We start from the raw sequence: 22,218 nt of genomic DNA, 5'->3' as shown, positions 1-22,218 counted from the left end.
CGGCGTGACCGTGGGCCTGACCGCCGTCGTGCCCTTGTTCCCCTTCGGCGTGACCGTGGGCCTGACCGCCGTCGTGCCCTTGTTCCCCTTCGGCGTGACCGTGGGCCTGACCGCCGTCGTGCCCTTGTTCCCCTTCGGCGTTGTTGATGTGGTGGTCGGGTTGGTGGAGCCCGGTCCCTTCGGAGGCTGCTTCGGGTCGCGCGGGGTTGTCCGTGTGCCGCCGGTGTCGCCGTCGTCGTCCGGCGGTCCCTGGAGCCGGCGGCGGTCGGCCTCGGCCTGGGCCAGGTTCGCACGGGCCGTGTTCAGCTGCCGCAGCTTCTCCCGGCGGTCCGGACGGGACTTCTTCGTCTCTTCCTCGAGACTGGTGATCTTGTTCCCGAGGTCGCTGATCTTCGTGTCCAGGCCCTGGATCTTCGCCGCCACGCGTTCCGCGTCCGGCCGAGTTTCCATGACCTTCCGGTACCGCTTGGCCACGTCCTTTTCCTGCTTGCGGGCTACTTCCCGGTCGCTCTCGAGCTCCTCCCGCTCGGCGAGGGTCTGGGCCCGGTCGATCTTCTGGTTCAGATCGTGGATCTCGTCCCCGGCCTCGGTGAGCTGCCGCCGCAGCCCGTCGGGAGTCTCCTGCGACCGCCGGATGAATTCCTCTGCGTCCTGCACAAAATTCGGCACATCGTCCTTGAACGAGAGGCTGACGCTGCCCTTCTCCAACTTGGCAAGGACACGCTTGGCGAAGATCTGCCGGAGCAGCTTCCACTTGTAGTACGGGTCGTGACCGTCCAGTGCGGCCGCGACCCAGTTCTCGTACATCTGCCACTGCAGCCTGTCCCAGCGGCTGGGCTCACGACCGGAGGAGTCCGAGGCCGGACTCGGCGGGGGCGGCGCGGCCGACACCGTCGCCGCCGGCCCGACCAAGGTGAAGCCGACCGCGGCGATGACGGCCACCAGAACCATCCGCACAGACGCCGGCCAGCGGCGGGGCACACGAGCCAGCCACCAGCCGGCCCCTCTCCCCGGCGGGAAACGGTCGTACGCAAAGAGACGTTCACGGGATTCCTCCTGAGACACGGGGCGCCGGGCGGCCGAACCCGCCGCGGCATCGCATTCCGGGCCTCACCCCGCGGTCATGAACTGCTGGAGGAAGCCCCCGCACCGGACGCCGACGAACGGCTGCGGAGCGATACGAGAAGCGTCGCGGGCCACCCACCCCCGCACAACAGACCAAGAAGTCCGGGACAGTCCGGACCTGTCCGCCCTGGTCAAGAGCCCTGTCCACGGACCACAACCCCGAGGTCCCGCAAAAAGGGGCAGCCGACGCCCGGACAGACCCGGACCGTCCAAGCCACCACACGATCTGACAGGACACCGCTGAGCCGGAACAGCCCCAGCCCGCGAGCCACCGCCCCGGACGACGACGGTCGGGACTGTGGTGACCGGCCACCCAGCAGCAGCGCGGCGGGGGCGGCGAGGCACGGTCCTCCCGACCCATGCGGGGCCAGGAGGACCGAATCCTGATTACTGGCGGCGCGAGGGGACGATCAGCGCCGCCACCGCCACCAGTGGCGTCAGGACGCTCAGAGCGGCGCCCAACGGGTCCCGCAGCGCCCCCTCACTCGCTCCAGCGATCTGAAAACGACCGGGCGTTGAGGGTGTCGGGGTGGTCGGCGCCCCGGACGCGTGCCATGTCCGGAATGAGGGCGGCCAGCAGGCGTACAGCCTCCGCACGCTCCCCCGACTCTCCAAGGAAGACGGCGTGGAGTAGGCGGGCGTTGAGGGTGTCGGGGTGGTCGGGTCCCTGGACGCGTGCCATGTCCGGAATGAGGGCGGCCAGCAGGCGTACGGCCTCCGCACGCTCCCCCGACTCTCCAAGGAAGGCGGCGTGGAGTAGGCGGGCGTCCCGAGTCTTGGCGTAATCGGCTCCGTTCACGCGGACCAAGTCGGGGATGAGGTCGGCCAGCAGGCGTGCGGCCTCCGCATGCTCCCCCACGTCCCCGACGGTCAGGGCGTGGTGTCGGCGGACCTCCAGGGTGTAGTAGTGATCGGCGCCCCGGACGCGTGCCATGTCCGGAAGGAGGTCGGCCAGCAGGCGTGCGGCCTCCGCACGCTCCCCCGACTTTCCAAGGTAGGCGGCGTGGAGTAGGCGGGCATCCAAGGTTCCGTGGTGGTCAGGTCCCCACGCCCGGGCCCGATCAGGGATGAGGTCGGCGAGCACGCGTGCGGCCTCCTCGAACTCGCCCGCCCTTGCGAGCTTGATCGCGTGCCAGTGGCGGCGGCGTAGGGCGCGAGGCTTCGGCTCGGAGTCTCCGACGGGACCGGCCGGGTGGTCCGTATCTGGTGGCGGCTGGTGCGGGTGCGTCGGGGCGTGCCGTGGGGGTGCGGTGAGTGTGGACGCGGAATGCAGGGAGGGCGGGGTGGCGGCCGGGGCAGTGTATGGCGTGGTGGCGGGTATGGCGCGTGTCTGGATCAGGGCGTTCACGGCCTGGGGCCAGGGCGGGGTTGGAGGGAAGTCATCGGGTGGGTCCCAGTGCGCGGTGATCTGTCCGAGGAGTTGGACGGTGGTGGGTCTGTCTGCGTGGTTTTTCGCCAGGCACGCGGCCACCAGAGCGCGTAGCGGGTCGGTCAGCCCGTCCAGTCGTGGCTCGCCGTTGACCACGCGGTGCAGGACGGGCAGCGGCGGGCCCTGACCGAAGGGCTCGTGGCCGGTGGCGGCGAAGGCGATCACGGCGCCGAGGGCGAAGACGTCGCTGGCCGGCCCGACCTGGCCTCCTTCGGCTTGTTCCGGGGACATGAAACCGGGTGTGCCGATGGCTGTGCCGGGGCCGGTCAGCACGGTGGCGTCCATCGCGCGGGCGATCCCGAAGTCGATCACGCGCGGGCCGTCCGCGGCCAGCAGCACGTTCGACGGCTTGAGGTCACGGTGGAGCAGGTCCTTGGCGTGAATGGCCTGCAACGCCTCGACCAGACCGGCTGCCAGGGGCCACACCGCGCCTTCCGGCAACGGCCCACCCTCGGTCACGGCATCGGCCAGGGTCGGCCCGGGGATATAGACGGTCGCGATCCACGGTGGCTCGTCTTCCGGGCCGGCTGCCACCACCGGCGCGGTGAACGCACCACTGACCGCTTGCGCGGCGGCCACCTCCCGCCGGAAACGACGCCGGAACTCCTCCTGCCGCGCCAGATGCGGATGCACCACCTTCACCGCCACCGCCTTCCCACCCGGCGAACGCCCCAGAAACACCTCCCCCATCCCGCCCGCGCCCAGCCGGCCACGCAACGTGAAACTCCCCACCCGCACCGGATCCCCAGCCGCCAGCGGCTCCATGGCCCCCCTCTCCACCGGAACAACGCGCACCAACAAGCAGTCGAAACCTACCCAACCACCGAAGCACGACCGCCCAGTTCGAAAACAGGCACTCCATAGGGCAAGGGCACGGTAGGGGCGAGTACGGCCTGGTTCTCCACCGATGAGAGCACGGGAGGGGTATGACAGAGGGACAGCTCTCACCGATGCCCCGAAAGATCCGGCCGGGCAGGACGCGGAGCCGTCCACGCCGCCCGCTTCCGCCGACAGCGGCCTTCCGAGTGGTACGCCTGCGCCGCGTTGAGCAAAAAGGGCTGGGGCGACACGGATCACCCGTGTCGCCCCAGCCTCACATCTTCAGACTCAGACTCCGCCGTCCCGGCGGGCCGCTTGCTGGGCGGACCGGTCCGACAGCGTCGGCCGTTGCCTGGCGGCCAGCAACACCGAGCGGAGTGGTCTGATCGGGCGAGGCTGCAAGCACGGTCTGATCCTTCGTCGGACTGCGAGGTACCTGTCCCTCCAGGTGCCAGTAGTGGTCGGGGTAGTCGCCGCACGGGAACTGGTTGACCTCGGTCAATTCCTGGGTGCTCGCTGCGGGTACGGCCAGGCACTGACCGCTGTTGGCGTTGATGACCCGGGTCCCGTCGGGGTGTTCTTCCAGTTGCCAGTACTGTCCTTCGCTCTGTTCGCAGGTGGACTGGACGACAGGTGCGGCGGCTTCGGTGCTGGAATCAGCGACGCTCAGGCACTGGCGGCTGTTGTAGTTCACGATGCGGACCAAGCCGTTGCTCTGCGCGTCACGGGGCGCTGGCTCTGTCTTCCAGTAGTGGTCGGAGTAGTCGCCGCACGGATACTGGTTGACGTGCTTGCCGGACTGTCGGCTCGCAGCGGGGACGGCAAGGCACAGGGCGCTGTTGTCGTTGATGATGTGCCCCCACTGCACCGGTGGCACGGCTGGCATCGCGCCGTGTGTCGCCCGGGGTGAGGCGGAGGGCTCTTTCGCCGTGGGCGGCGCCGTCTCCGGGGTTCTGCTCGGCTGCGGAGTCGTTGGGGGCTTCGTCGAGCCGGGAGGTGATGCCGGTGGGGTGGAGGGGGTGGAGGTGGTCGTGGTCTGTGAGGGGGAGGGGGCAGCGGCGGCGGAGCCGAGGGGCTGCTGGTGTGTGAAGTACCAGCCTGCTGCGGCGAGCGTCATCACGGCGGTGGTCGCGACGGCGCTGGTCACTGCTTGCTTCGTCAGCCGTCGCCGTCTTGGCTTCGGCTTCCCGGACACGGGGGCGAGTTCGGGAGTGGGAGGGCGGTGGAGCACTTCGCCTGAGACGACGGCTGGCGAGGACGCTGGGATGCGCAGGGGAAGACCGATGCGGGTCGCGAGTTCAGAGATGTCCTGGCGTTGGGCGTCCAGCGCTGTGCGTACCTGGGCGAGCATGAGGGCGATTTCCGCCAGCGAGGGTTCCGTCACCGGGGTGGGCGCCACGAGTTCCCGGCTCGGTGGCGGAGCGTCGGTCTCGGCTGCTTCGTGGGTTTCCAGCTGTTCCCGGGCGCGGGCCCGCACGGATTCGGCTGTGGCTTGAAGTTCCTCCATCCGGGCGAGCTGCTCGGTGGCCTCGCCGAGCGCGCTGGCGGCTGGTGGGTGGTCCGGGTTGCCGGTCCCGTCTGGTGCGTTGGGCTTCGACGGCGTTGGAGGGGCCGCTTGTAGGTGGGCAATGACTTCACGCAGGGCCTGGAGGAGTTCTTTCGATTCGCGTACCTCGGCGTCGGCGGCGCGCAGGACCTGATCGGGTGGTTCTCCTCCCGTTCGAAGGGCGGTGGGTGGCGGGGTGCTGCTCTCCGCAGTTTTGGCGAGTTGATGAAGCTCCTCGGCTCTGGCGGTGACAGCACTGCGGACGCGTTCGTCGCGTACCAGGTCCCGGACCACCTGCTGCAGCAGGTGCAGCTCGATCATCTTCGTGCCGGCCCGGTACTCGCCCCAGCTGGTCTTGCTGATCTTGTACCGCTCCGCGAGCTCGCGGACCGTGAAGTCCTTCGTCAGATTCCTCAGGAACGCGGCCAGCGCATTGGCCTGCTCGGTCTGCCCTTTGAGCCCGCCCTGTGGACGGCCGGCCTTCACCATAATGGCGCTCCCCCGATAGTTGTCCGCGTTGTCCGCTGCTCTCCCGCGCCCCATCTGCGGTTATGCGAGGAGGCTGTTGATGGACAATCAGACCAGGTCACACGGTGAGAGCTCCACCGTTTCCCAGACAGACCCTGGAGCTTTCCGTGACCCGTAGTGCTGTGTGGGGCCGTGCCCGGTCCCGGCCCGGCAGAACGCTCACCGTCCTTCGCCGGATCGGCGTCGTCATGGCCGGTGTGGTCGCTGCCGGTGTCCTTTCCTCGTTTCCCGCCCTGGCTGACGAGGCCTCGGCTTCCGCGCCGGTCCCGCTGGGGTCGGTGACCGCGACCGGTGACGACCAGCTGTTCGGGCTGGCCGCCGACCACTCCGCGGTCTACCGGTGGAACGGGCAGGGCTCTGACTGGACCAAGGTCGGCGGACCTGCCCAGGACCTGTACGCGGGCGGCGCGGGGCTGTTCGCCACCGCGCCGGAGACCGGGAAGGTCTTCAAGTACGACGGCACCCCGGAGGCGTGGTCGCAGGTCGGTGAGCCCGGTGCGGATTTCGCCGTCACCAACGACCGCCTCTACGGCCTGGCCCCGGACCGGTCCGCCGTCTACGAATGGACCGGCCACGGGACGCAGTGGGCCAAGGTCGGCGGGCCGGCGGAGGACCTCGACGCGGGCGGCGCGGGGCTGTTCGCCACCGCGCCGGAGACCGGGAAGGTCTTCAAGTACGACGGCACCCCGGAGGCGTGGTCGCAGGTCGGTGAGCCCGGTGCGGATTTCGCCGTCACCAACGACCGCCTCTACGGCCTGGCCCCGGACCGGTCCGCCGTCTACGAATGGACCGGCCACGGGACGGAATGGGCCAAGGTCGGCGGGCCCGCCCAGGACCTGTACGCGGGCGGCGCCGGACTCTTCGCGACCGATCCCAACACTGGGACGCTCAGCAAGTACAACGGGCAGCCCGACTCCTGGACCAAAGCTGGTGAGCCCGGCGCCGGGTTCGCGGTCAGCAACACCCACCTCTACAGCCTCGCCCCGAACGGAACCGCGGTCCTGCAATGGACCGGCACCGGAACCGGCTGGACACCGCTCGGAGCACCGGCGACCGCACCGGCCCCTCCCCCGGTTCAGGAAACTCCCGCGCCCACACCACCCCAGCCGCAGCCGCAGGACACCGCCCCGGACGTACCTGAGCCGCAGCCAGCCTCCGTCCCTCCCACGCGGGAGGCCACCGAAGACCCGAAGGGCCCGGAGGACTCGGAGAGCGGCGAGAACTCCGCCCCGGACGCGGGCGGTCAGCGGGAGATCGTCCCCGAGCAGGTCCAGCCCGCCGGCCCCTTTGACACGGTGGCCGGGCTCACCACCCGCATGGCTGTCACCGCCCAGGACGACCTCTACACCGTCAGCGCGGACAACAGCGCCCTCTGGAAGCGCGGCAGCGACGGCTGGTCGCCGCTCAGCGGCCCCGTGAACGCCGTCTACGCCGGCCGTGCGGATGTCTTCATGACCGGGCCCGACAGCGAACAGGTCCGCAAGTACAACGCCGGTACCCGCAGCTGGGATCCGGTCGGCGGTGCGAGTGGCCGGTTCGCTGCCACCGGTGAACACCTCTACCGGCTGGTCCCCGACGGCATCGGGGAATGGCACGGCGACACCTGGACCAAAATCGGCGGCCCGGCAAAGAACATCTACGCCGGAGGAGCCGGCCTCTTCGCGACCAACCCCGACAGCGGCGACCTCTACAAGTACAGCGGCAAGCGGGACAAGTGGACCCGGATCGGTGGCCCCGGCGCCACCTTCGCCGTCGGCGAGGACCACGTCTACGGCATCGCCCCCGACCACACGGCCGTCTACGAATGGACCGGCAAGAGCGACAAGTGGACCCGGATCGGCGGGCCCGCGAAGAGCCTCTACGCCGGAGGAGCCGGCCTGTTCGCCACCGCACCGGACACCGGCAACATCCACAAGTACAACGGGGCGCCCGACAACTGGACCGAGATCGGCGGCCCCGGCGCCACCTTCGCTGTCAGCGACACCCAGCTCTACGGCCTTTCCCCCGACCTCACCACCGCCTACCGGTGGAACGGCACCACCGGCACCGGCATCGGCTGGACCCGTATCGGCGGAGCCGCCGATATCGCGCAGCAGCACCAGGACGAACGGCTCCTCGCCGAGAACTGCGAGCCCGGCCGAGACTGCGTCAGGGAATACCGCGATGCGAAGAAACTCCTCGAGACCAGCCTCACCGACTGGCTCAAGAAGGAAGGCCTTGACGTCCTGATCGACACCTTCGGCATCGACAACATCGTCAAGTGCACCCAGGGCGACCTGTTCAAATGCCTCTGGGCAGCTGTCGACGCCGGAAGCACCGTACTCGGCATCGGCGCCGCCAAGAAGACGGGCAAGCTCTGGGGAGCCGTCACCAAGTTCTCCAAGGAGTACCCCAAGTTCGTCGATGAGGCGAAGCAGGCCAAGAAGACGTACGACACCCTCCGCAAAGCCATCGACACCGCCCGCGAAGCCGCAGACCGAAAAGAAAACGACGAGCCTGAGGACCAGGGCGACAGCGGCTTCTCCGACTGCCGCAAGCCGGGAATTAAGCGGGTGGACCTCGGCACGCCGGACGCCGCGCATGGCAACCGAGCCACCCGTATGCGTGCCTGTCTGGATACGGCCTATTTGCAAGAGCACCCCGGCACGTCCACTGAACGAAACGGTCCCAGGCCTCCTGGCTACAGCTGGGCACGTGACTACGTCAGCTATCTGAAGGGTCGGCGAAGCGACGTCAATGCCTGCCATCTGCTAGGTGCACAATTGGGTGGATCGGGCACAGACTTGGCCAACCTGGTGACCTGCGGGTCGGACGCCAACTCCTACGTTGGTAAGCCCAAGGAGCTGCCTGGTGAGCGGCCTGGTCCAATGGACAACATGCTGAACTTCGAGGACACCGTTCGGTCCCTCGTCGATTCCGAGCATGTCGTGCAGTACGAGGTAACGCCGGTGTACAGCGGCGACCGGACAGTGCCCTACGAGTTCCAGATGTCCTATATCGCGTGGGACAAGACGGGACGCTACGCAGGTAACGACGCCACCATTGTGTCGAACCTGATCTACACCGCCGGCCGGAGCTGGAAGAACCTCGGCCTCGCGATCGATAGCCGGAGCGGTGCCGACGTCCCCCTGCCGGGGCAGCCTTAAGCACAGCCACACAGCTGAGTAACCGGAGGAGCTTCGAATGCCCCACCCCGTCATCGCCCGGCTGCGCCTGCTGCTTGCACCACCCGTCTCCGGTGGCGACACAGTGGACTGGGAAGCAGTCGAGCAGGAGACGCTCCTCCAGTTCCCGGCCGACTACCGCGAGTTCGTGGAGTCGTACGGCGGAGGCGAGATCGACGAGTACCTGTCCGTAAGCACGCCCCCGGTCCCCGGGTCACCGTACGGAGACCTCTTGGACAGAGTCGATCCCGCGCTCTCTGACCGAGACCGCGAGGAGTTGAGTGCTCTTCTGCCCGAAGGCGACCTGCCGCAGCTGCTGCCCTTCACGGACTCGGCGAGTGGTGATGTCGCGTTCTGGCTGCGTGAGGGAGCCCCTGACACTTGGCGGGTCGCCGTCTTCCGGAGGCAGACACCGTACGGGGTGACCCGCTGGACCGTCTTCGACGGCGGTATGGCGTCGTTCTTCCTGGCAGTCCTGACCGGCGAGACCGACCCGTTCAGCGAGCGGATCGAGGCGGCCGCCCAGCACGTGTTCGCGAAATGGCGGGGAGCATAAGGCACCACCCCCAAGCCCAGGTGCGCGCAGCACGACCAGGCCCTCACACCAGGCGAAGGAGCCGTGCCACCCGGAGGCCGGTGGCACGGCCGGTACTGGATAGCTCGTTTCAGTGGCCGCAGCCGGACATGGGAATGTCGAGGTATTTCCAGGTCTGGGGTCCGACCTGGCCGTCGGGCTTGAGGCCGCTGCAGCTCTGAACAGCGCGTACGGCGACGTCGGTGCCTTCTCCGAACTTGCCGTCGACGGTGAGGGTGTAGTCGTAGTTGTAGTTCAGCAGGCACTGGATCTGCTTCACCTTGGAGCCGACCATGCCCTTGGCCATGACCTGGGTGCGGTCCCAGTTGTAGCGGCAGTTGGCGCGGCCGGCGGCACCGAGCGGGGTGGTCTGGCTGGGCGATGCCGCGGGCGAGGTCTGGTCCTTGGCCGGGCTGCTGGGGCGGGAGGAGCTGTCCGGGGCTTCCTCGCCCTGTGCCTTGCCGTCCTCCTGGTCCTGGTTCTTGTTCTTCTTCTCGTCGTCCGTCGGGCCGGTGGTCGGGGCGGTGCTGCTCTTTGAGGGCTTGGGTGGTTCACCGGTTTCGGGCTGGTCGTCGCCGGGGCGGTTGTCGCCGCCGGTCTCGGGCTGGGAGACGACGGGGTCCTTCTTCTGCTCGTGGAGGGAGTACCAGCGTCCGACCAGCAGCAGCGCGGTGAGGGCGGCGGCGATCAGCGCGAGGGTTTTGATCCGGCTCCGGGAGCCGGAGGTCTGGCCGCCCTGGGCCGGTTTGAGGGGTCCGGGCGTGGCCGGTACGGGAGCCGGGGCTGCTGCGGGGGGCTCCGGGGCCGGGGTGCCGGGGACCGGGGCCGGGGTCGAGTCCGGTTCTGCGGAGGGTGTGGGGTCCGGCTGCGCCGGTGCGGGGTCCGCCTGGGCAGGAGCGGGCGCCGTGCCGGCGGCCGGGGTCTCCTCCTGGCTGTCGGCGGCGCGGCGGGCGCGGTCGGCTTCGTCCCACAGTCCCAGCAGCGTGGCCTTGTCCAGGCCGCGGCGGGAGCAGAGGCGTTCCACCGCTGTTCGGGGCGGGAACGCGGTGCCTTTGAGGACCCGGTTCCACGAGGAGCGGGAGTAGCCGGTGTCGTGGGTGAAGGCGTCCAGGGAGAGGTTCTTGGACTCCTTCACCTGCTGCAGTGCCCGGAGCAGTGCGGTTACTTCCGGCAGCGGGTGCGCGGGTGGCTGGTCGCCTCGGTCAGGCCGCATGGGTCCTCCCCCTCGGTACCGATGTGAGCGTCGCGTGTTCCAGGGCCGTTCCTTTTCGCAGGTCAGGGGCCGTGTGGAACGGCCGGGACGGCGCGGTACGGCTGGAATGGCGATCAGGCTACCGGTGGGACGGCGGCACCCCGAATCTTCATCTCGTCGACGCCGCAAAGGCGCCGCGCAAATCGCCCTCCGGATGTGTGCCGGCGGGTCTGACGAGAGGTGAGGACATGGGCATCATCAGCAAGAAGACGGGCCTTCAGGCGGGTGCCATGGTGGCGGTGGCGGCTGCTGGATTTGGCCTGATCAGCTTCTCCGGTGACGAGAAGGCGCAGGCGGCCGGCCCGGCGGCGTACAGCGTGAAGGGCTTCGACACCAGCCACCACAACTCGCACCCGATCCAGTGGTCGGCGGCCGCCAGGGCGGGGTACTCATTCGTGTTCCAGAAGGCGACTCAGGGCACCGGTTACCGTGACCCGAAGTTCGCGGGGGACTTCGCGGACGCGTCGCGGGCCGGGCTGATGGCGGCGCCGTACCACTTCTACGACTCCGGCTCGGGCGCCGCCCAGGCCGATCACTTCATCCGCATGGCCAGGGCGGCCGGGTACGACGGGAAGCGGGCCGGGCAGCTGCCGCCGGTGGTCGACCTGGAGAAGATCCGCGGCCGGTGCCCGGCCGGGGTGAGCAACACCCAGGTCGGCGCGTTCCTCGCCAAGACCCGTCAGGCGTTCGGGGTGGACCCGATCGTCTACACGTCGAAGGACTTCGCCGACACGTGCCTGCGCGGCAGCGTCAGCTCCCTGGCCAACAGCCCGCTATGGCAGCCCCGCTACGAGAGCGGGACGCGTGAGCCCGCTCCGGTCGGCGGCAGGTACTGGTCGATCTGGCAGTACACCGAGAGCGGGTCGGTGCCCGGTCTGCGGGGCAACGCCGACGTCAACGTGTACAAGGGCACGCTGACCCAGCTGCGCCGGCTCGCCCACCTCGCCCCCGGCCAGTCCCCCACCCGCCCGGCACCGACCACCCCAACCACCCCGACCACCCCGCCGACTCCGTCCACGCCCCCGCCGACCGCCCCGTCCACGGCGGTCTGGCCGCTGCTGAAGAGCGGCTCGCGCGGCGTGAACGTCACCACCGCCCAGCACCTGCTGGCCGCGGCCGGCCAGTCCGTCACCGCCGACGGGATCTTCGGCCCGAACACCCGCAACGCCACCACCGCGTTCCAGCGGTCCCACGGGCTGGCCGCCGACGGCATCATCGGCCCCAAGACCTGGGACAAGCTGACCCGGACCGTGCGCACCGGGTCCAGCGGGCCAGCGGTCAGGGCCGCCCAGGCGCAGCTGGCCGGGTACGGCAACCGCATCGCGGTCGACGGGGCGTTCGGCCCGGCCACCCGCAACGCCACCGTCGCGTTCCAGCGGTCCCACGGCCTGGCCGCCGACGGCATCATCGGCCCGAAGACGTGGAACAAGCTGGTCAACGGGACCAAGGCCACCACCCCGGCCCCGCCAGCTCCGACCACGCCTGCTCCGGGCAACGGCCGGCTGACCGAGCGCCAGGCCCTCGCGCAGCTCGCCGCGGCCGGTATCAAGGCCCCGGTCGGACGGACCTCCCTGGCAGGTGTCCGTGCCCGCACCATCCAGGGCGTCATCGCTCTGAAGAAGGCCAGCGGCGGCTGCACCATCGTCATCACCGGCGGCACCGAGTCCGGCCACAGCACCAGGGGCAACCACTCCCACGCCAAGGGCTACAAGCTCGACCTGCGCACCCGTGACGAGGGCGGCTGCGTGACCAACTGGATCAAGTCCACCCAGCGCAAGGGCGCCCCGCGGGGCACCGACGCCCGCTGGCACGGCACCCTGGCCGGCATCTCCGCCGAGTACGTCTACGAGGTTCCCCGCGGCGGCGGCGTCCACTGGGACATCACCTTCATCTGACCCCCGCCCCGCCCCAGCGGCGGCCCGGGGCGGCCGCCGCGCACCACCCCGCTCCACTCCTCCCCGGCCCCGGGCCGCGCCGCACCCCGGCGCGGCCCGGGGCCGGGACCCACACGACACGAAAAGAGGACCTCGTCATGAACCGCACCGCCCGCAGCGTCTGGGCCACCCTGGCCACCACCGCCCTCGCCGTCGCGGCCTTCGCCACGCTCGGCACGCAGGCCCCCGACACCGCCAGCGCCAGCAGCGACCCGGCAGCCTCCGCCGCCCGCGCCGCCACCCCCGCTTCCGGAATCCAGCAGCAGTGGCCCACCCTGCGCACCGGCGCCCAGGGCAGCACGGTCACCGCCCTCCAGCAGCTGCTCACCGCCCGCGGGCACTCCCTGACCGCCGACGGGTCCTTCGGGAACCTCACCGCGGCCGCCGTCCAGGCCTTCCAGACCGAGCAGCACCTCCAGGCCGACGGCGTCGTCGGCCCGAACACCTGGAACGCCCTGACCACCACCCTGCGTACCGGCGCCCAGGGGGACGCGGTCACCGCCCTCCAGCGGCTCCTGACCGCCCGCGGGCACTCCCTGACCGCCGACGGGTCCTTCGGGAACCTCACCGCGGCCGCCGTCCAGGCCTTCCAGAAGAACCAGGGCCTGCAGGCCGACGGCATCGCCGGTCCGGCCACCTGGAGGGCCCTGGTCACCGCGCCCACCGGCGCCCGGCCCGACACCGGCCCCAACTCCCGGCCCGGCCCCACCGGGTACTCCCTGAAGTTCACCAAGAACCAGAAGCACCCGATGTACTCGGTCCTCTCCCTCGTCCACAACGGCAAGGCGGTCAAGAGCTACCGCGCCGGGTCCGGAATGGGGATCACCAACGAGTGCGCCAGCGGCGAGGGATGGCTGCCCAACGGGACCTACAAGGTCAAGGGGCACGAGACCAACCGCAACAGCGGCCTCCAGACGGGGATCAAGGGGTACGCCATCCAGCTGGAGGACAAGTACTGCACGCCCAAGCCCGGCCAGAAGCAGGTCAAGCGCGATGCCCTGTTCATCCACAGCGAGATGCTCAGCGACGGCACCCAGGCCGTCGACGTCCCGCTCATGAGCGACGACTACTACCGGTGGGACGGGGACATCGACTACAAGTCCTGGGGCTGCATCAAGATCAAGCCCACCGACATCAAGGACCTGTTCAACCGCCTGGACCGGGCCGGCTGGCCGACGAACCTGACCCTCCAGGTCGGCTGACCCCTGCACCGCCAACGCCCGGTGGGCGGCACCCCCATGGGGGTGCCGCCCACCGGGCGTTCAGGCGTCCGTGTCCGCGTCTGCGGCCGGGAACGCCGGGGAAGCATCAGGCAGCCCATCGGTGCGGCCACCGGTTCCGAGGGTCCGCCTCGGGGACGGGGGCGCCGCCGGGCGGGAACCGAGCACGCCCCGGGCCCGCAGTTCGTCGAGGTCGGACAGGCGCTCTCCGGGAAGAGCGTCGAGCAGGTCGGCCTGGGCTGCGCGGATGCTGGGCGCGGGAGCCTGGGGGCCGGTGCCAAGGGCGCGGCGGACAATCACGCCGGTCATCGTACGGGCAGCACATGCGTAGGCATCACCTTGTACCGGCCGCGGGCTGTTACGAAACTTTTTCTCGTTCTGCGCTCCTGCCTGTGCCCTCTGACCTGCTGAAATTGCCTGGTTGGCGAATTGGGGGTTGTGGGCGAGGTGGTAGCCGGGTTAGGGTCCGGCTCGGACGGGCGCAGTCGTGTGCCCGGACACCTCACCCCGCCCTGTGCGGGGTTTTTTAGTTCCCGTACTGCTGAAGGGCCCCGACACCGCAGGTGTCGGGGCCCTTTGGCGTTTTTGGCCCTGAAGGGGGAAGCGAAATGGACAACACGTTGGCCGTGATCTTGCTGGTCGGATTCGTCCTGTTGTTGCTGTGCTGCGTCGTCGTTGTGGCGATCGTGGCGTACTCGCGCACTGCGCGCATGGTGGTGAAATACGGTCGGCAGGAAGACCTGCCGCACGTGCTGGAGTCGGTGGGGCAGACGCAGTTGGGCCTGGTGGCGGCACTGGGCCGGGGTATCCGGCAGACGCTTTCCGTCGGCGGCCAAGGTGGCGCGTCTCAGCCTCCGGTGGGTCCGGCAAGCGGAGCAACCGCCGAGCTTGGGACTGGTCTGGCGGCTCCGGCGGACGGTGTGCAGGCAGGCGGGATGGAGGCGGAGGCCCGGTGAAGCGGGTGAAGCGGCGGAGGGGCTACGGGCCTGACCGGGATCCGGTGTCCCGGCATGTCGGCGAGCCGCTGCTGGACCGCGCGCTGCGCGCACTTCTCAAGCCAGGCGAGCTGCAGTTGCTCCGCTGGCGCGCCCACGAACTTCACGCCGACCAGATCGCCCGGCGGCACGGCCTCACGGCCTCTCTCGTGGAAAACGCCATGGCCGGGATCCTTCACCGGATCGGGGAGTCCCCCCACGGTGTGGCACTGCTTGAGGATTTGCGCTCGCCCGGCGGCCCCCGCTTCTCCGCCCTGTTATGGGAAGGCCGTTCCAAGGAACGGGTCGTGCACCTCTGCGCGCGGGAGACATGCACCAAGCGGTTCGACCAGCCGTTGACTGGCCGCACTCGCAAGTTCTGCTCCAACGCCTGCCGCCAGGCCGCCTACCGCGCCCGCCGTGCGCAACAATCCCCCACTCAAGGAGCCCGGTCTCCCCAACTGGCCAACACGCCCCAAGGGTTTCGGCCACGCCAGACCACACCCGAATTTCCCGCGCCTCGCCGCGCAAGCGGTGCGTTCCTCCAGTACATGGAGTCGGTCTTGGACCGCATCGGACAGCCACCGGTACCCACGGCCGGTGTGCCATCCCCCAAGCAGCCCGGATTGATTCCGCCGGGGCGGATGGGGTCCGATATCTCGAGTTTGGTGTGGATCGGGATCGGGTCCGGTAAGACGCGTTTGCCCCTCTCCTTGGTTGACGGCGCGCACCGTGTCTCCTCCCTCAGAGAAGCCTTTGTCGCGCGGGGCGGTCTTGTACAGACAGGCCTGAGGCAGTTTCTCCGCCAGCCTCTGGCACCCCGGTTCATGCTCAGACCCGATGCGACCCTGACGAGCCCGCTGCACACTCCGCTCCCACTGCCCGAGGGGCGTACGGTGCCTTACATGGTGGTGTCCTTCCCGGGCACCACCATCCGGTACGAGGGGGCTTGGGGTGCGGCTCCGGAAACAGGGCCTGCCCGCAATCAGCGCAACACGCGTGGCAGCTGGCCACGGCGCGGGAAGCGTCCAACTTACCGGGGTCCTCATCGGCGCCGTTCGCGCGGTTGAGGGGGCGGCATGGTGGCTTTGTCCCGGGCGGGGTGGATGAGGGGGACCTCTCTCCTGCAGAGAGAGGTGTCGGCGCGGTGGGTCAGCGCTGATACTGCCTGCCACCTGCGGCGCAGCGACTGTCGGCCAGGGGGCGCTGGCAACCTGTTGAGCAACTCGTTGGGCGCCCTGTTACGCAACGGCGAAACGGTGGCGGGGTGCGGCCCTCCTGGCCCCCGAGGCGGGAGGGCCGCACCAGGGTCATCGGCGGCACATGGAGACGATCAGCGCCGCCACCATGCACAGCACCGTCGCGATGCCTGCGGCGACGCTCAGCGGTTCCCGCAGTGCCGGGTAGGCGTAGGCGAGGAACGCTCCGAACGCGCACGCCATCAGGGCCACTATGACGCCGAGCGCGGTCATCGCGGCCGGCACCCACCCGGACGGGGTCGGAGCGGCCGGGGTCGCAGGGGCCGGGGTCGCAGGGGCCGGGGCGGGGGTGGTCGAGGTGGTCTGAACGGTCGTCACTGGTCGGTCTCCTTCGGACGGGTGGTGCGGACGAGGGACACGTTCGGGGCGGTCGCCGGCGCGTTCCAGTTCTCGCGAAAATCCGCATCAGGGCCCGCCGGGGCGGGGTTGGACGGGGCTTCGCGAACGCTTGACGGCTACCGGTCCGTGGTGCCGGGCAGCAGGGTGCGGCAGGCGAGGGCAAGCAGCGCAACCCCGGCTGACAAGTTCCATCTGTGCTGATGCGAGGCGCTCATTCAAGGAAATCTGGAGGGTTGCACCGGTTATCTACGTCGGAACCCGTAAGTGCCCGTTTCTGAGTCGTTCATGACATGACAACCCGTGGTGTTTCGGTGTTTGCCCAGCTCAGAATTCGAACGGAGGGGTTTGGCGAGTTCGGCTGGTCCGTGTCCGGACGGGTCGTAGATTTCTGCGACACGGGTGTGCCGCCCTCTCTGGAGCCACGCTGGTACATATCGTGACAGGCACGTGATCGACACAGCGTCGCTGACAGGTGGCATCGTGAACACACATGGGATCGACTACGAGGCCGTCTTCCAGGCGCTGCCGAGCGCAGTGGCCCTGTTCACCACAGACCTGGTGTACGTCGACGTCAATGAGGCGTTCCTGAGCAGCATGGGGCGTACCCGTGATCAGGTGGTGGGCCGCTGCCTGTCTGACGCCTTTCCCGACGACCCCAGGGACCCCGCGGTGACCGGCATGCGCAAGCTTCAGGCATCGCTGCGGTGGGTGGCTGCCACCGGGCAGCGCGATGCCATGACGCTTCACCGCTATGACGTGGAGTACCCGGACCGGCCCGGGGTGTGGGAGGAGCGGTACTGGAGTCCGGTCAACGTCCCCGTCTTCGGCCCGGACGGGCGGGTGGCGCTGTTGCTGCACCGGGAAGAGGACATCACCGAGCTCATCCGTAGCCGAGGCGGCAAAGACCGGGCGACCGTGCTGGAAGCCGAGCTGTACACCCGGGCCCGGGAGCTGCAGGAGGTCAACGAGCGGCTGCGTGAGGCGCACGCCCGCGAACGCGACGTCGCCCTGAGCCTGCAGGAGGCGATGCTGCCCGCCCCTGGGCCTTTGAGACATCACCGCGCAGCGGTGCGCTACCGCCCCGCGGCCGGGGTGCTGAACGTGTGCGGGGACTGGTACGAACTCGTCGAACTGCCTGACGGCCGTATCGCGGTGGCCGTCGGCGACGTCGTCGGCCAGGGGCTGGCCGCCGCCTGCGTCATGGGCCAGCTGCGCAGCGCCCTCACCGCGGCTTCCCTCGTCACCGACGGCCCGGCCCAGGCCCTGGACACTCTCGGTCTGTACGCCCGATCGGTCGACGGTGCGGAGTCGGCCACCGCCGTTCTGTGCGTCGTCGATGCCACCAACCGCACCATCGCCTACAGCAACGCCGGCCATCCTCCACCGGCCCTGCTGTACCCCGACGGCACCGTGGACTTCCTCGACCAGGCCACCGACCCCCCGCTCGGCGCCCGCCCCGAGCACATCCCCCGCCCCCAGGCCGAGGCCGCGTTCACCGAGGGGGCCGTCCTTGTGCTGTATACCGACGGGCTGATCGAACGCCGCCATGAGGACATCGATGTCGGCCTGACCAGGCTTGCCGACTCTCTCGCCCGCCACCAGGGCACCGACCCCGACACGCTCGCCGACACACTCCTGGCCGACCTGACCCCACCTGCCGGCGGCTCCGACGACACCGCCCTGGTCGTCCTTCGCCTGTGACGGAGGCGGCCGCCACGGCGCTCAGTGTCAGGTCGTCGCCGGTTCTCCGCCGGGAGGCCGCCTGGTCGTACGCCACGCCAACGACTGAGCCGAAATGGGGGATGGGTTGGATATCCAGGGTTTCAAGATCATCCCGTTGCCCCTTTGACGGCATCTGGGGCAGACGCCTGCGTCGGCCTTGATGTTGCCGGTTGTGCCGATGAAGCCGTCGTGGTGGGGCGAGAATTGGGCGGGCTTGAGGGCCCGGTGGCCTCTTGGTGGCACTGCTGACCGTCAGTGCCGTAGGGATCAGTCGCGGTGGGCCTCGCGGGAGGCCGGCTGTCCGCTCCTGCGGGAGTTTCGGCGGGTGATGCGCCTGGTCATGAGGGTGATTGCGGCCCAGGTGATGAGCGATTCCGAGTGCTGGATGAGCCGTTCGTAGTCGCGTGCGTGTCTGCGGGCGTGCATGACCCAGGCGTGTGAGCGTTCGACGACCCAGCGTCGGGGCAGGACGACGAACCCGGGGACGTTCTTCGGCCGGCTGACGGTCTTGATCGTCAGGTTCAGGAAGGTCTTCGCCCAGTCGACGAGCTGTCCGGCATAGGCGGAGTCGGCCCAGACGATGGTGATCTCGGGGTGCATCAGCCGCAGCCGGAACAGCACTTCTTTGGCCGCGTTGCGGTCGGTCATGTCGGCCGGGGTGACCATGACGAACAGCGGCAGTCCCTTGGTGTCCACGACCAGGTGCCGTTTGCGTCCGTTGATTTTCTTGGCGGCGTCGTAGCCGCGGGAGTCCTTGCCGACGGTGTCGGCGGCCTTGATCGACTGGGAGTCGATGACGGTGGCGACTGCCCCGGGGGATCGGCCCATCTCGCGGCGGATGCGTTTGCGGAGCTGGTCACGGATCTGTCCGACGATGCCGGCGGCGGCCCAGCGGGCCATGAACCCGTAACACGTACGCCAGGGCGGGAAGTCCTTGGGCAGGGCCCGCCACTTGCAGCCGGTGTCCACCACGTAGCGGATGGCGTCCACGATCTCCCGGCGAGGGTGCTTCTCGGGACGGCCGCCGGCCGAGGTCTCGCAGGCCGGGACCGGCAGCAGCGGTTCGATCAGCGCCCATTCGTCGTCCCAGGTGTCGGAGGGGTAGCAGCGTCTGCGCGGCAACATTCCCTCCCTCAAAGACGGGGCGGGTCCGCCCGCTTCGCGGCCGGACCCGCCGCTCAGGCGTCGGCGTCGGTGTAGTCGGCGATGACGTCGAGCGTGGACTCGACCGAGTTGAGCTGGGTGTTGAGGTGTTTGATCCACCGGCCTTTGGGCTGGAGGGCGGCGTGCGGGGCAACGGTTCCGGTGATGAACCGCCGGATCTCGGTGAGCTTGCCGCGGATGACCGCGACCTCGTATGCCTGGAGTTCGGCGGGTTCGGCGCAGAACTTGTAGCCGTCTTTCTTGGTCCAGATCAGGGGCGGCCAGCCGCGTTCGGTGATGATGTCCCGCAGGCAGGCAAGCCCCGCGCGGGTCTGGTGGGGTGAGAGTTCGCTGGATCTGACCAGTTGGGGAAAGGTCAGACCGGCCGGCCTGGCTTCGAAGAGCACGAACCGGACGGTGTCGGCGTGTCGCTGGGCCGCCGGCGATCTGCGCTCCGAGGCACGGGGCATCGGCTATTCACCCTGCAGGAGCTTGGCCAGTTCGCCGTCGACGTCGACCTTGCCGGTGTCCACGGCCGTCTCGATCCAGTCCAGCGTTGCCCTCACGCGGGCGACGTTCTCGTGCACGATCACGCGTTCGTCGTCGCTGAGCTGGCGGTCGCGCATCCCGGGGACGACCCGGCCGGCCGCCGCGACGAACGCGTGGCAGGCGGTGACCAGGTCCAAGAACTCCACCGACCGGTCGATGTTGCGGATCGCGGGGGCGACGGGGCTGGTCTCCTCGAAGTGCTCGCGGGCCTGCCGGCCCTGGTCGACCTGGGCCCGGTTGACCTGGTGGCGGGCGGTGTCGTCCGACATGGCCTTGAAGGCGATGTCCGGCCTGCGCAGCAGGCCGGTGGTTACCTCGGCCGCGACGTGTTCGTCGCGGGTCAGCTCCTCGACGACCTTCACCTTGTCCGCCTTGGCGACCCGGGCGACGACCGCGGGGCGGCGCAGGAAGTCCGGGGCGACCGCGGCCGCGACCTGGTCCTCGCGGGTCAGTTCCTCCACGACCCGGACCTTGTCCTTGTCCCTGACCTGCGCGACCACCTCCGGCCGCCTCAGCAGGTCGCCGGTGACACGTCCCGCGACCTCGTCGTCCCTGACGAGCGAGTGGATCGCGCTGACCTTCTCCTGCGGGGTGACGGGCTTGACCACCTGGCGTCCGACCCGCCGGTTGGCCTCGTCAGGAGTCCACCGGTACTTGCCCTCCGGCGGGTTGAGGATGGTGGTGAACCGTTCCTCGTCGTCGGCGATGGCCGCGAGGATGTTGTGGACCGTGAACGACACTCCCTGGGCCCGCCGGTCCTTCGGCCACTTCGACGCGGTCCACCGGGCCTTGTCCACCATCGCGTAGGACAGCCCGATGTCCTCGGCCAGGCGGAACAACGAGTCCTTGACCCTGAACAGCGAGTCGCTCCGCTCCTGGCCGCCGGCCTCGCGCATCGGCTCGACTTCGAGTGCGTAGTCGCCGATCGTGAACTGGATCCGGCTGGCGGTCTCCACGAGTTTCCGCAGCTCGGCCACGATCTCCGCGTACCGGTCCGCGCTGACGCTGCCGACCTTGTCGGCGGTCTCGACCTCTTCGGTCATGGGATTCTCACCCTCAATTACTGGCCGTGGCACGGCACTTCGGACCGTGGCAAGACGCAGCCCGCCTCTGGACCGAGAGTCAGACCGGAAATCCTAAGATCACAACGACCGACCGGAAGTGACCGGAATCTGATCGAAGATGCGATTCGGATGCGTTCGCGTTGCGGTCACTGTGACCGTTGGCCGAACGATTCCTTTCGGGCCCGCCAGGCTCTCGTGACACATCGCCGAGAGCAGTAGACCGCGTTCGAACGGCGATCCACTCCCACGACCCAAGTAGTCCCGCACTCGGGACACTCGGCCCGGCCGGCGCCGCCCAGTTCCGCAGCCACCCGCTTGCGTAACCGCAGGTCGCGACGCCACTGCCTGGCACGACATGCCGTAGAGCAGAACCTTGCCCGAGGCGGGGCACTCGGCCTCAGCCGACTCCCACACCCCTCGCACGCACGCTCCACAGCCTGCCCGGAGTCCTCGGACACCCAGCCAGCCTAGGGCACAAAGCTACTCAAAACCTGGGATCGAAAACAGGCACTAAGCTTGTTCTTTATCTACCAAGATCTGCCGGGCTTGCCGATGCCCTTGAGGGTCTCGGGGCGTTTGAGGGTCTTGCCGACGTCGTAGCGGGGTGCCGGGTGTCTGTTCTTGGCGCCGGGTGGCCGTCCGGGGCCGGTGCCCCGGGGTTTGGGAACACGGGCCGGGCAGGCGAGGTGAGCGCGGATGTTCCTGAACCCCCGGCGGACCCGGGCGGGGGTGAGCCGGTCGGCCGTAGTGGGTTTCTCCCAGGGCCGGCGGAGGTCCGCGGCGAGGGGCCGGGCGAGCCGGAGCTGGGTGTGAGCGACGATCAGGATCCAGGTCCAGAGGTCCGCCGCTTCGGGAGTACGGAGTTTCGGGGTGGTCCAGCCGAGGGTCTGCTTCGCGAAGCGGAAGGTGTGCTCCAGATCGAAGCGGCGGAGAAATGCCTGCCAGAAACGGTCCACGTCGTCCGGGGTGGCGCCGGTCTTGGAGGACCATAACCACACCGGCGGGGCGTCCCGGTCCTTCGACAGGTGCTCGACCTTCAGCCGCATCAACGTCCCCTCGACCAGGGGTAGCTCACCGTCGTGGCCGAGCCAGGATGAGCGGTGGGTGAGCCTTGGGTGGACCCGGTCCCATGCCTGGGTCTCGGCCTTGCCGTAGTTGGTGGTGTCGGTGACCGTGGTGATCGCGGGCTCGGGCCAGGTCTCCGGCTTGGTGAAGCGGAACTCCGGGCCGTGCTTGGGTGGCCGGCCGCCCTTCGGGTCGTAGACCCGCGGCGGTTTCGGCAGCCGCATCACGCGGTCGGAGCGGACCCGGCCGACCAGCTCGACGGGGAGGTCGCGCAGGACCCAGGCCAGGCGGGTGACGTCGTAGCCGGCGTCGCTGACGATCACGATATGCGGATCCCCGGTCTGCCACTGGCCCGCGGAGATGAGCCGCTCGACGACACCCCGCAGCTGGGCGGCGGTGACCGCGGTCGCGTCGTCCGCCGGGCCGAGCCTCACCGCGTCCAGGATCGCGGTCCAGGACGTGGCACCCGGCTCCAGAGCGGCCACGAAGGAGTAGGGCCAGCCCGGGATGAA

Annotated in this window: 15 protein-coding genes and 1 pseudogene; 6 read left to right on the top strand and 10 right to left on the bottom strand. The window is 69.4% G+C overall.

Translation table 11 applies throughout. The features are described 5' to 3' along the window. From ACWCXX_RS36590 to ACWCXX_RS36580, 3 genes are all read right to left on the bottom strand, one after another. Nucleotides 1–942, bottom strand: a 942-nt coding sequence (locus ACWCXX_RS36590; RefSeq protein WP_451134961.1) for a hypothetical protein, incomplete at its 3' end; no start/stop codon positions are given. Between the two features lie 664 nt (nt 943–1,606). Beyond that, nucleotides 1,607–3,319, bottom strand: coding sequence for a protein kinase domain-containing protein (locus ACWCXX_RS36585; protein ID WP_451134959.1), 1,713 nt, complete (start codon nt 3,317–3,319; stop codon nt 1,607–1,609). 328 nt (nt 3,320–3,647) lie between these two features. Continuing rightward, nucleotides 3,648–5,408, bottom strand: a complete 1,761-nt coding sequence (locus tag ACWCXX_RS36580) for an RICIN domain-containing protein (RefSeq protein ID WP_451134957.1) — start codon at nt 5,406–5,408, stop codon at nt 3,648–3,650. Between the two features lie 146 nt (nt 5,409–5,554). On the opposite strand from ACWCXX_RS36580, the gene ACWCXX_RS36575 reads away from it, so the two are divergent. Both ACWCXX_RS36575 and ACWCXX_RS36570 read left to right on the top strand, forming a co-directional pair. Continuing rightward, on the top strand, nt 5,555–8,593 hold the full coding sequence (locus ACWCXX_RS36575; RefSeq protein WP_451134955.1) for a tectonin domain-containing protein: 3,039 nt from the start codon (nt 5,555–5,557) through the stop codon (nt 8,591–8,593). A gap of 37 nt (nt 8,594–8,630) precedes the next feature. Continuing rightward, a complete protein-coding gene (locus tag ACWCXX_RS36570; protein ID WP_451134953.1) occupies nt 8,631–9,167 on the top strand; it encodes an SMI1/KNR4 family protein in 537 nt (178 codons plus the stop codon). Between the two features lie 109 nt (nt 9,168–9,276). On the opposite strand, the gene ACWCXX_RS36565 is transcribed toward ACWCXX_RS36570, so the two are convergent. Beyond that, nucleotides 9,277–10,398, bottom strand: a complete 1,122-nt coding sequence (locus ACWCXX_RS36565; protein WP_451134951.1) for a peptidoglycan-binding protein — start codon at nt 10,396–10,398, stop codon at nt 9,277–9,279. Between the two features lie 227 nt (nt 10,399–10,625). Here ACWCXX_RS36565 and ACWCXX_RS36560 point away from each other — a divergent pair, with 227 nt between their 5' ends. Further along, nucleotides 10,626–12,332: a GH25 family lysozyme gene (locus ACWCXX_RS36560; RefSeq protein ID WP_451134949.1), complete on the top strand. Its 1,707-nt coding sequence runs from the start codon at nt 10,626–10,628 to the stop codon at nt 12,330–12,332. A gap of 137 nt (nt 12,333–12,469) precedes the next feature. Continuing rightward, nucleotides 12,470–13,573, top strand: a complete 1,104-nt coding sequence (locus ACWCXX_RS36555) for a L,D-transpeptidase family protein (RefSeq protein ID WP_451134947.1) — start codon at nt 12,470–12,472, stop codon at nt 13,571–13,573. Nucleotides 13,574–13,633: 60 nt separating this feature from the next. Here the strand turns inward: ACWCXX_RS36555 and ACWCXX_RS36550 are convergent, their stop codons facing one another. Continuing rightward, nucleotides 13,634–13,891 carry a hypothetical protein gene (locus ACWCXX_RS36550; protein ID WP_451134945.1) on the bottom strand — a complete coding sequence of 86 codons (258 nt, stop codon included), beginning with the start codon at nt 13,889–13,891 and terminating at the stop codon, nt 13,634–13,636. Nucleotides 13,892–14,199: 308 nt separating this feature from the next. Between ACWCXX_RS36550 and ACWCXX_RS36545 the strand changes: the two genes are divergently transcribed. Further along, the gene (locus ACWCXX_RS36545) at nt 14,200–14,547 is read left to right on the top strand and encodes a hypothetical protein (protein WP_451134943.1); all 348 of its coding nucleotides are present in this window, start codon (nt 14,200–14,202) and stop codon (nt 14,545–14,547) included. 1,328 nt (nt 14,548–15,875) lie between these two features. Here ACWCXX_RS36545 and ACWCXX_RS36540 read toward each other — a convergent pair. Further along, a complete protein-coding gene (locus tag ACWCXX_RS36540) occupies nt 15,876–16,142 on the bottom strand; it encodes a hypothetical protein (protein WP_451134941.1) in 267 nt (88 codons plus the stop codon). Nucleotides 16,143–16,640: 498 nt separating this feature from the next. On the opposite strand from ACWCXX_RS36540, the gene ACWCXX_RS36535 reads away from it, so the two are divergent. Beyond that, a complete protein-coding gene (locus tag ACWCXX_RS36535) occupies nt 16,641–17,864 on the top strand; it encodes a PP2C family protein-serine/threonine phosphatase (RefSeq protein WP_451134965.1) in 1,224 nt (407 codons plus the stop codon). 331 nt (nt 17,865–18,195) lie between these two features. On the opposite strand, the pseudogene ACWCXX_RS36530 reads toward ACWCXX_RS36535, so the two are convergent. The 4 genes and pseudogenes from ACWCXX_RS36530 to ACWCXX_RS36515 all read right to left on the bottom strand — a co-directional run. Then, a pseudogene (locus tag ACWCXX_RS36530) lies at nt 18,196–19,010 on the bottom strand (IS5 family transposase); the annotation flags it as partial. A gap of 53 nt (nt 19,011–19,063) precedes the next feature. After that, nucleotides 19,064–19,498 (bottom strand): RacP protein, encoded by a 435-nt coding sequence (locus ACWCXX_RS36525; protein WP_451134939.1) that lies wholly within the window; start codon nt 19,496–19,498, stop codon nt 19,064–19,066. Between the two features lie 3 nt (nt 19,499–19,501). Further along, nucleotides 19,502–20,620, bottom strand: a complete 1,119-nt coding sequence (locus ACWCXX_RS36520; RefSeq protein WP_451134937.1) for a DUF6192 family protein — start codon at nt 20,618–20,620, stop codon at nt 19,502–19,504. A gap of 548 nt (nt 20,621–21,168) precedes the next feature. Beyond that, the coding region (locus tag ACWCXX_RS36515) for a transposase (RefSeq protein WP_451134935.1) at nt 21,169–22,218 on the bottom strand (1,050 nt) is incomplete at its 5' end.

The organism is Streptomyces sp. NPDC001732, assembly GCF_053596315.1.
This window is presented reverse-complemented; position numbering and strand designations above follow the sequence as displayed.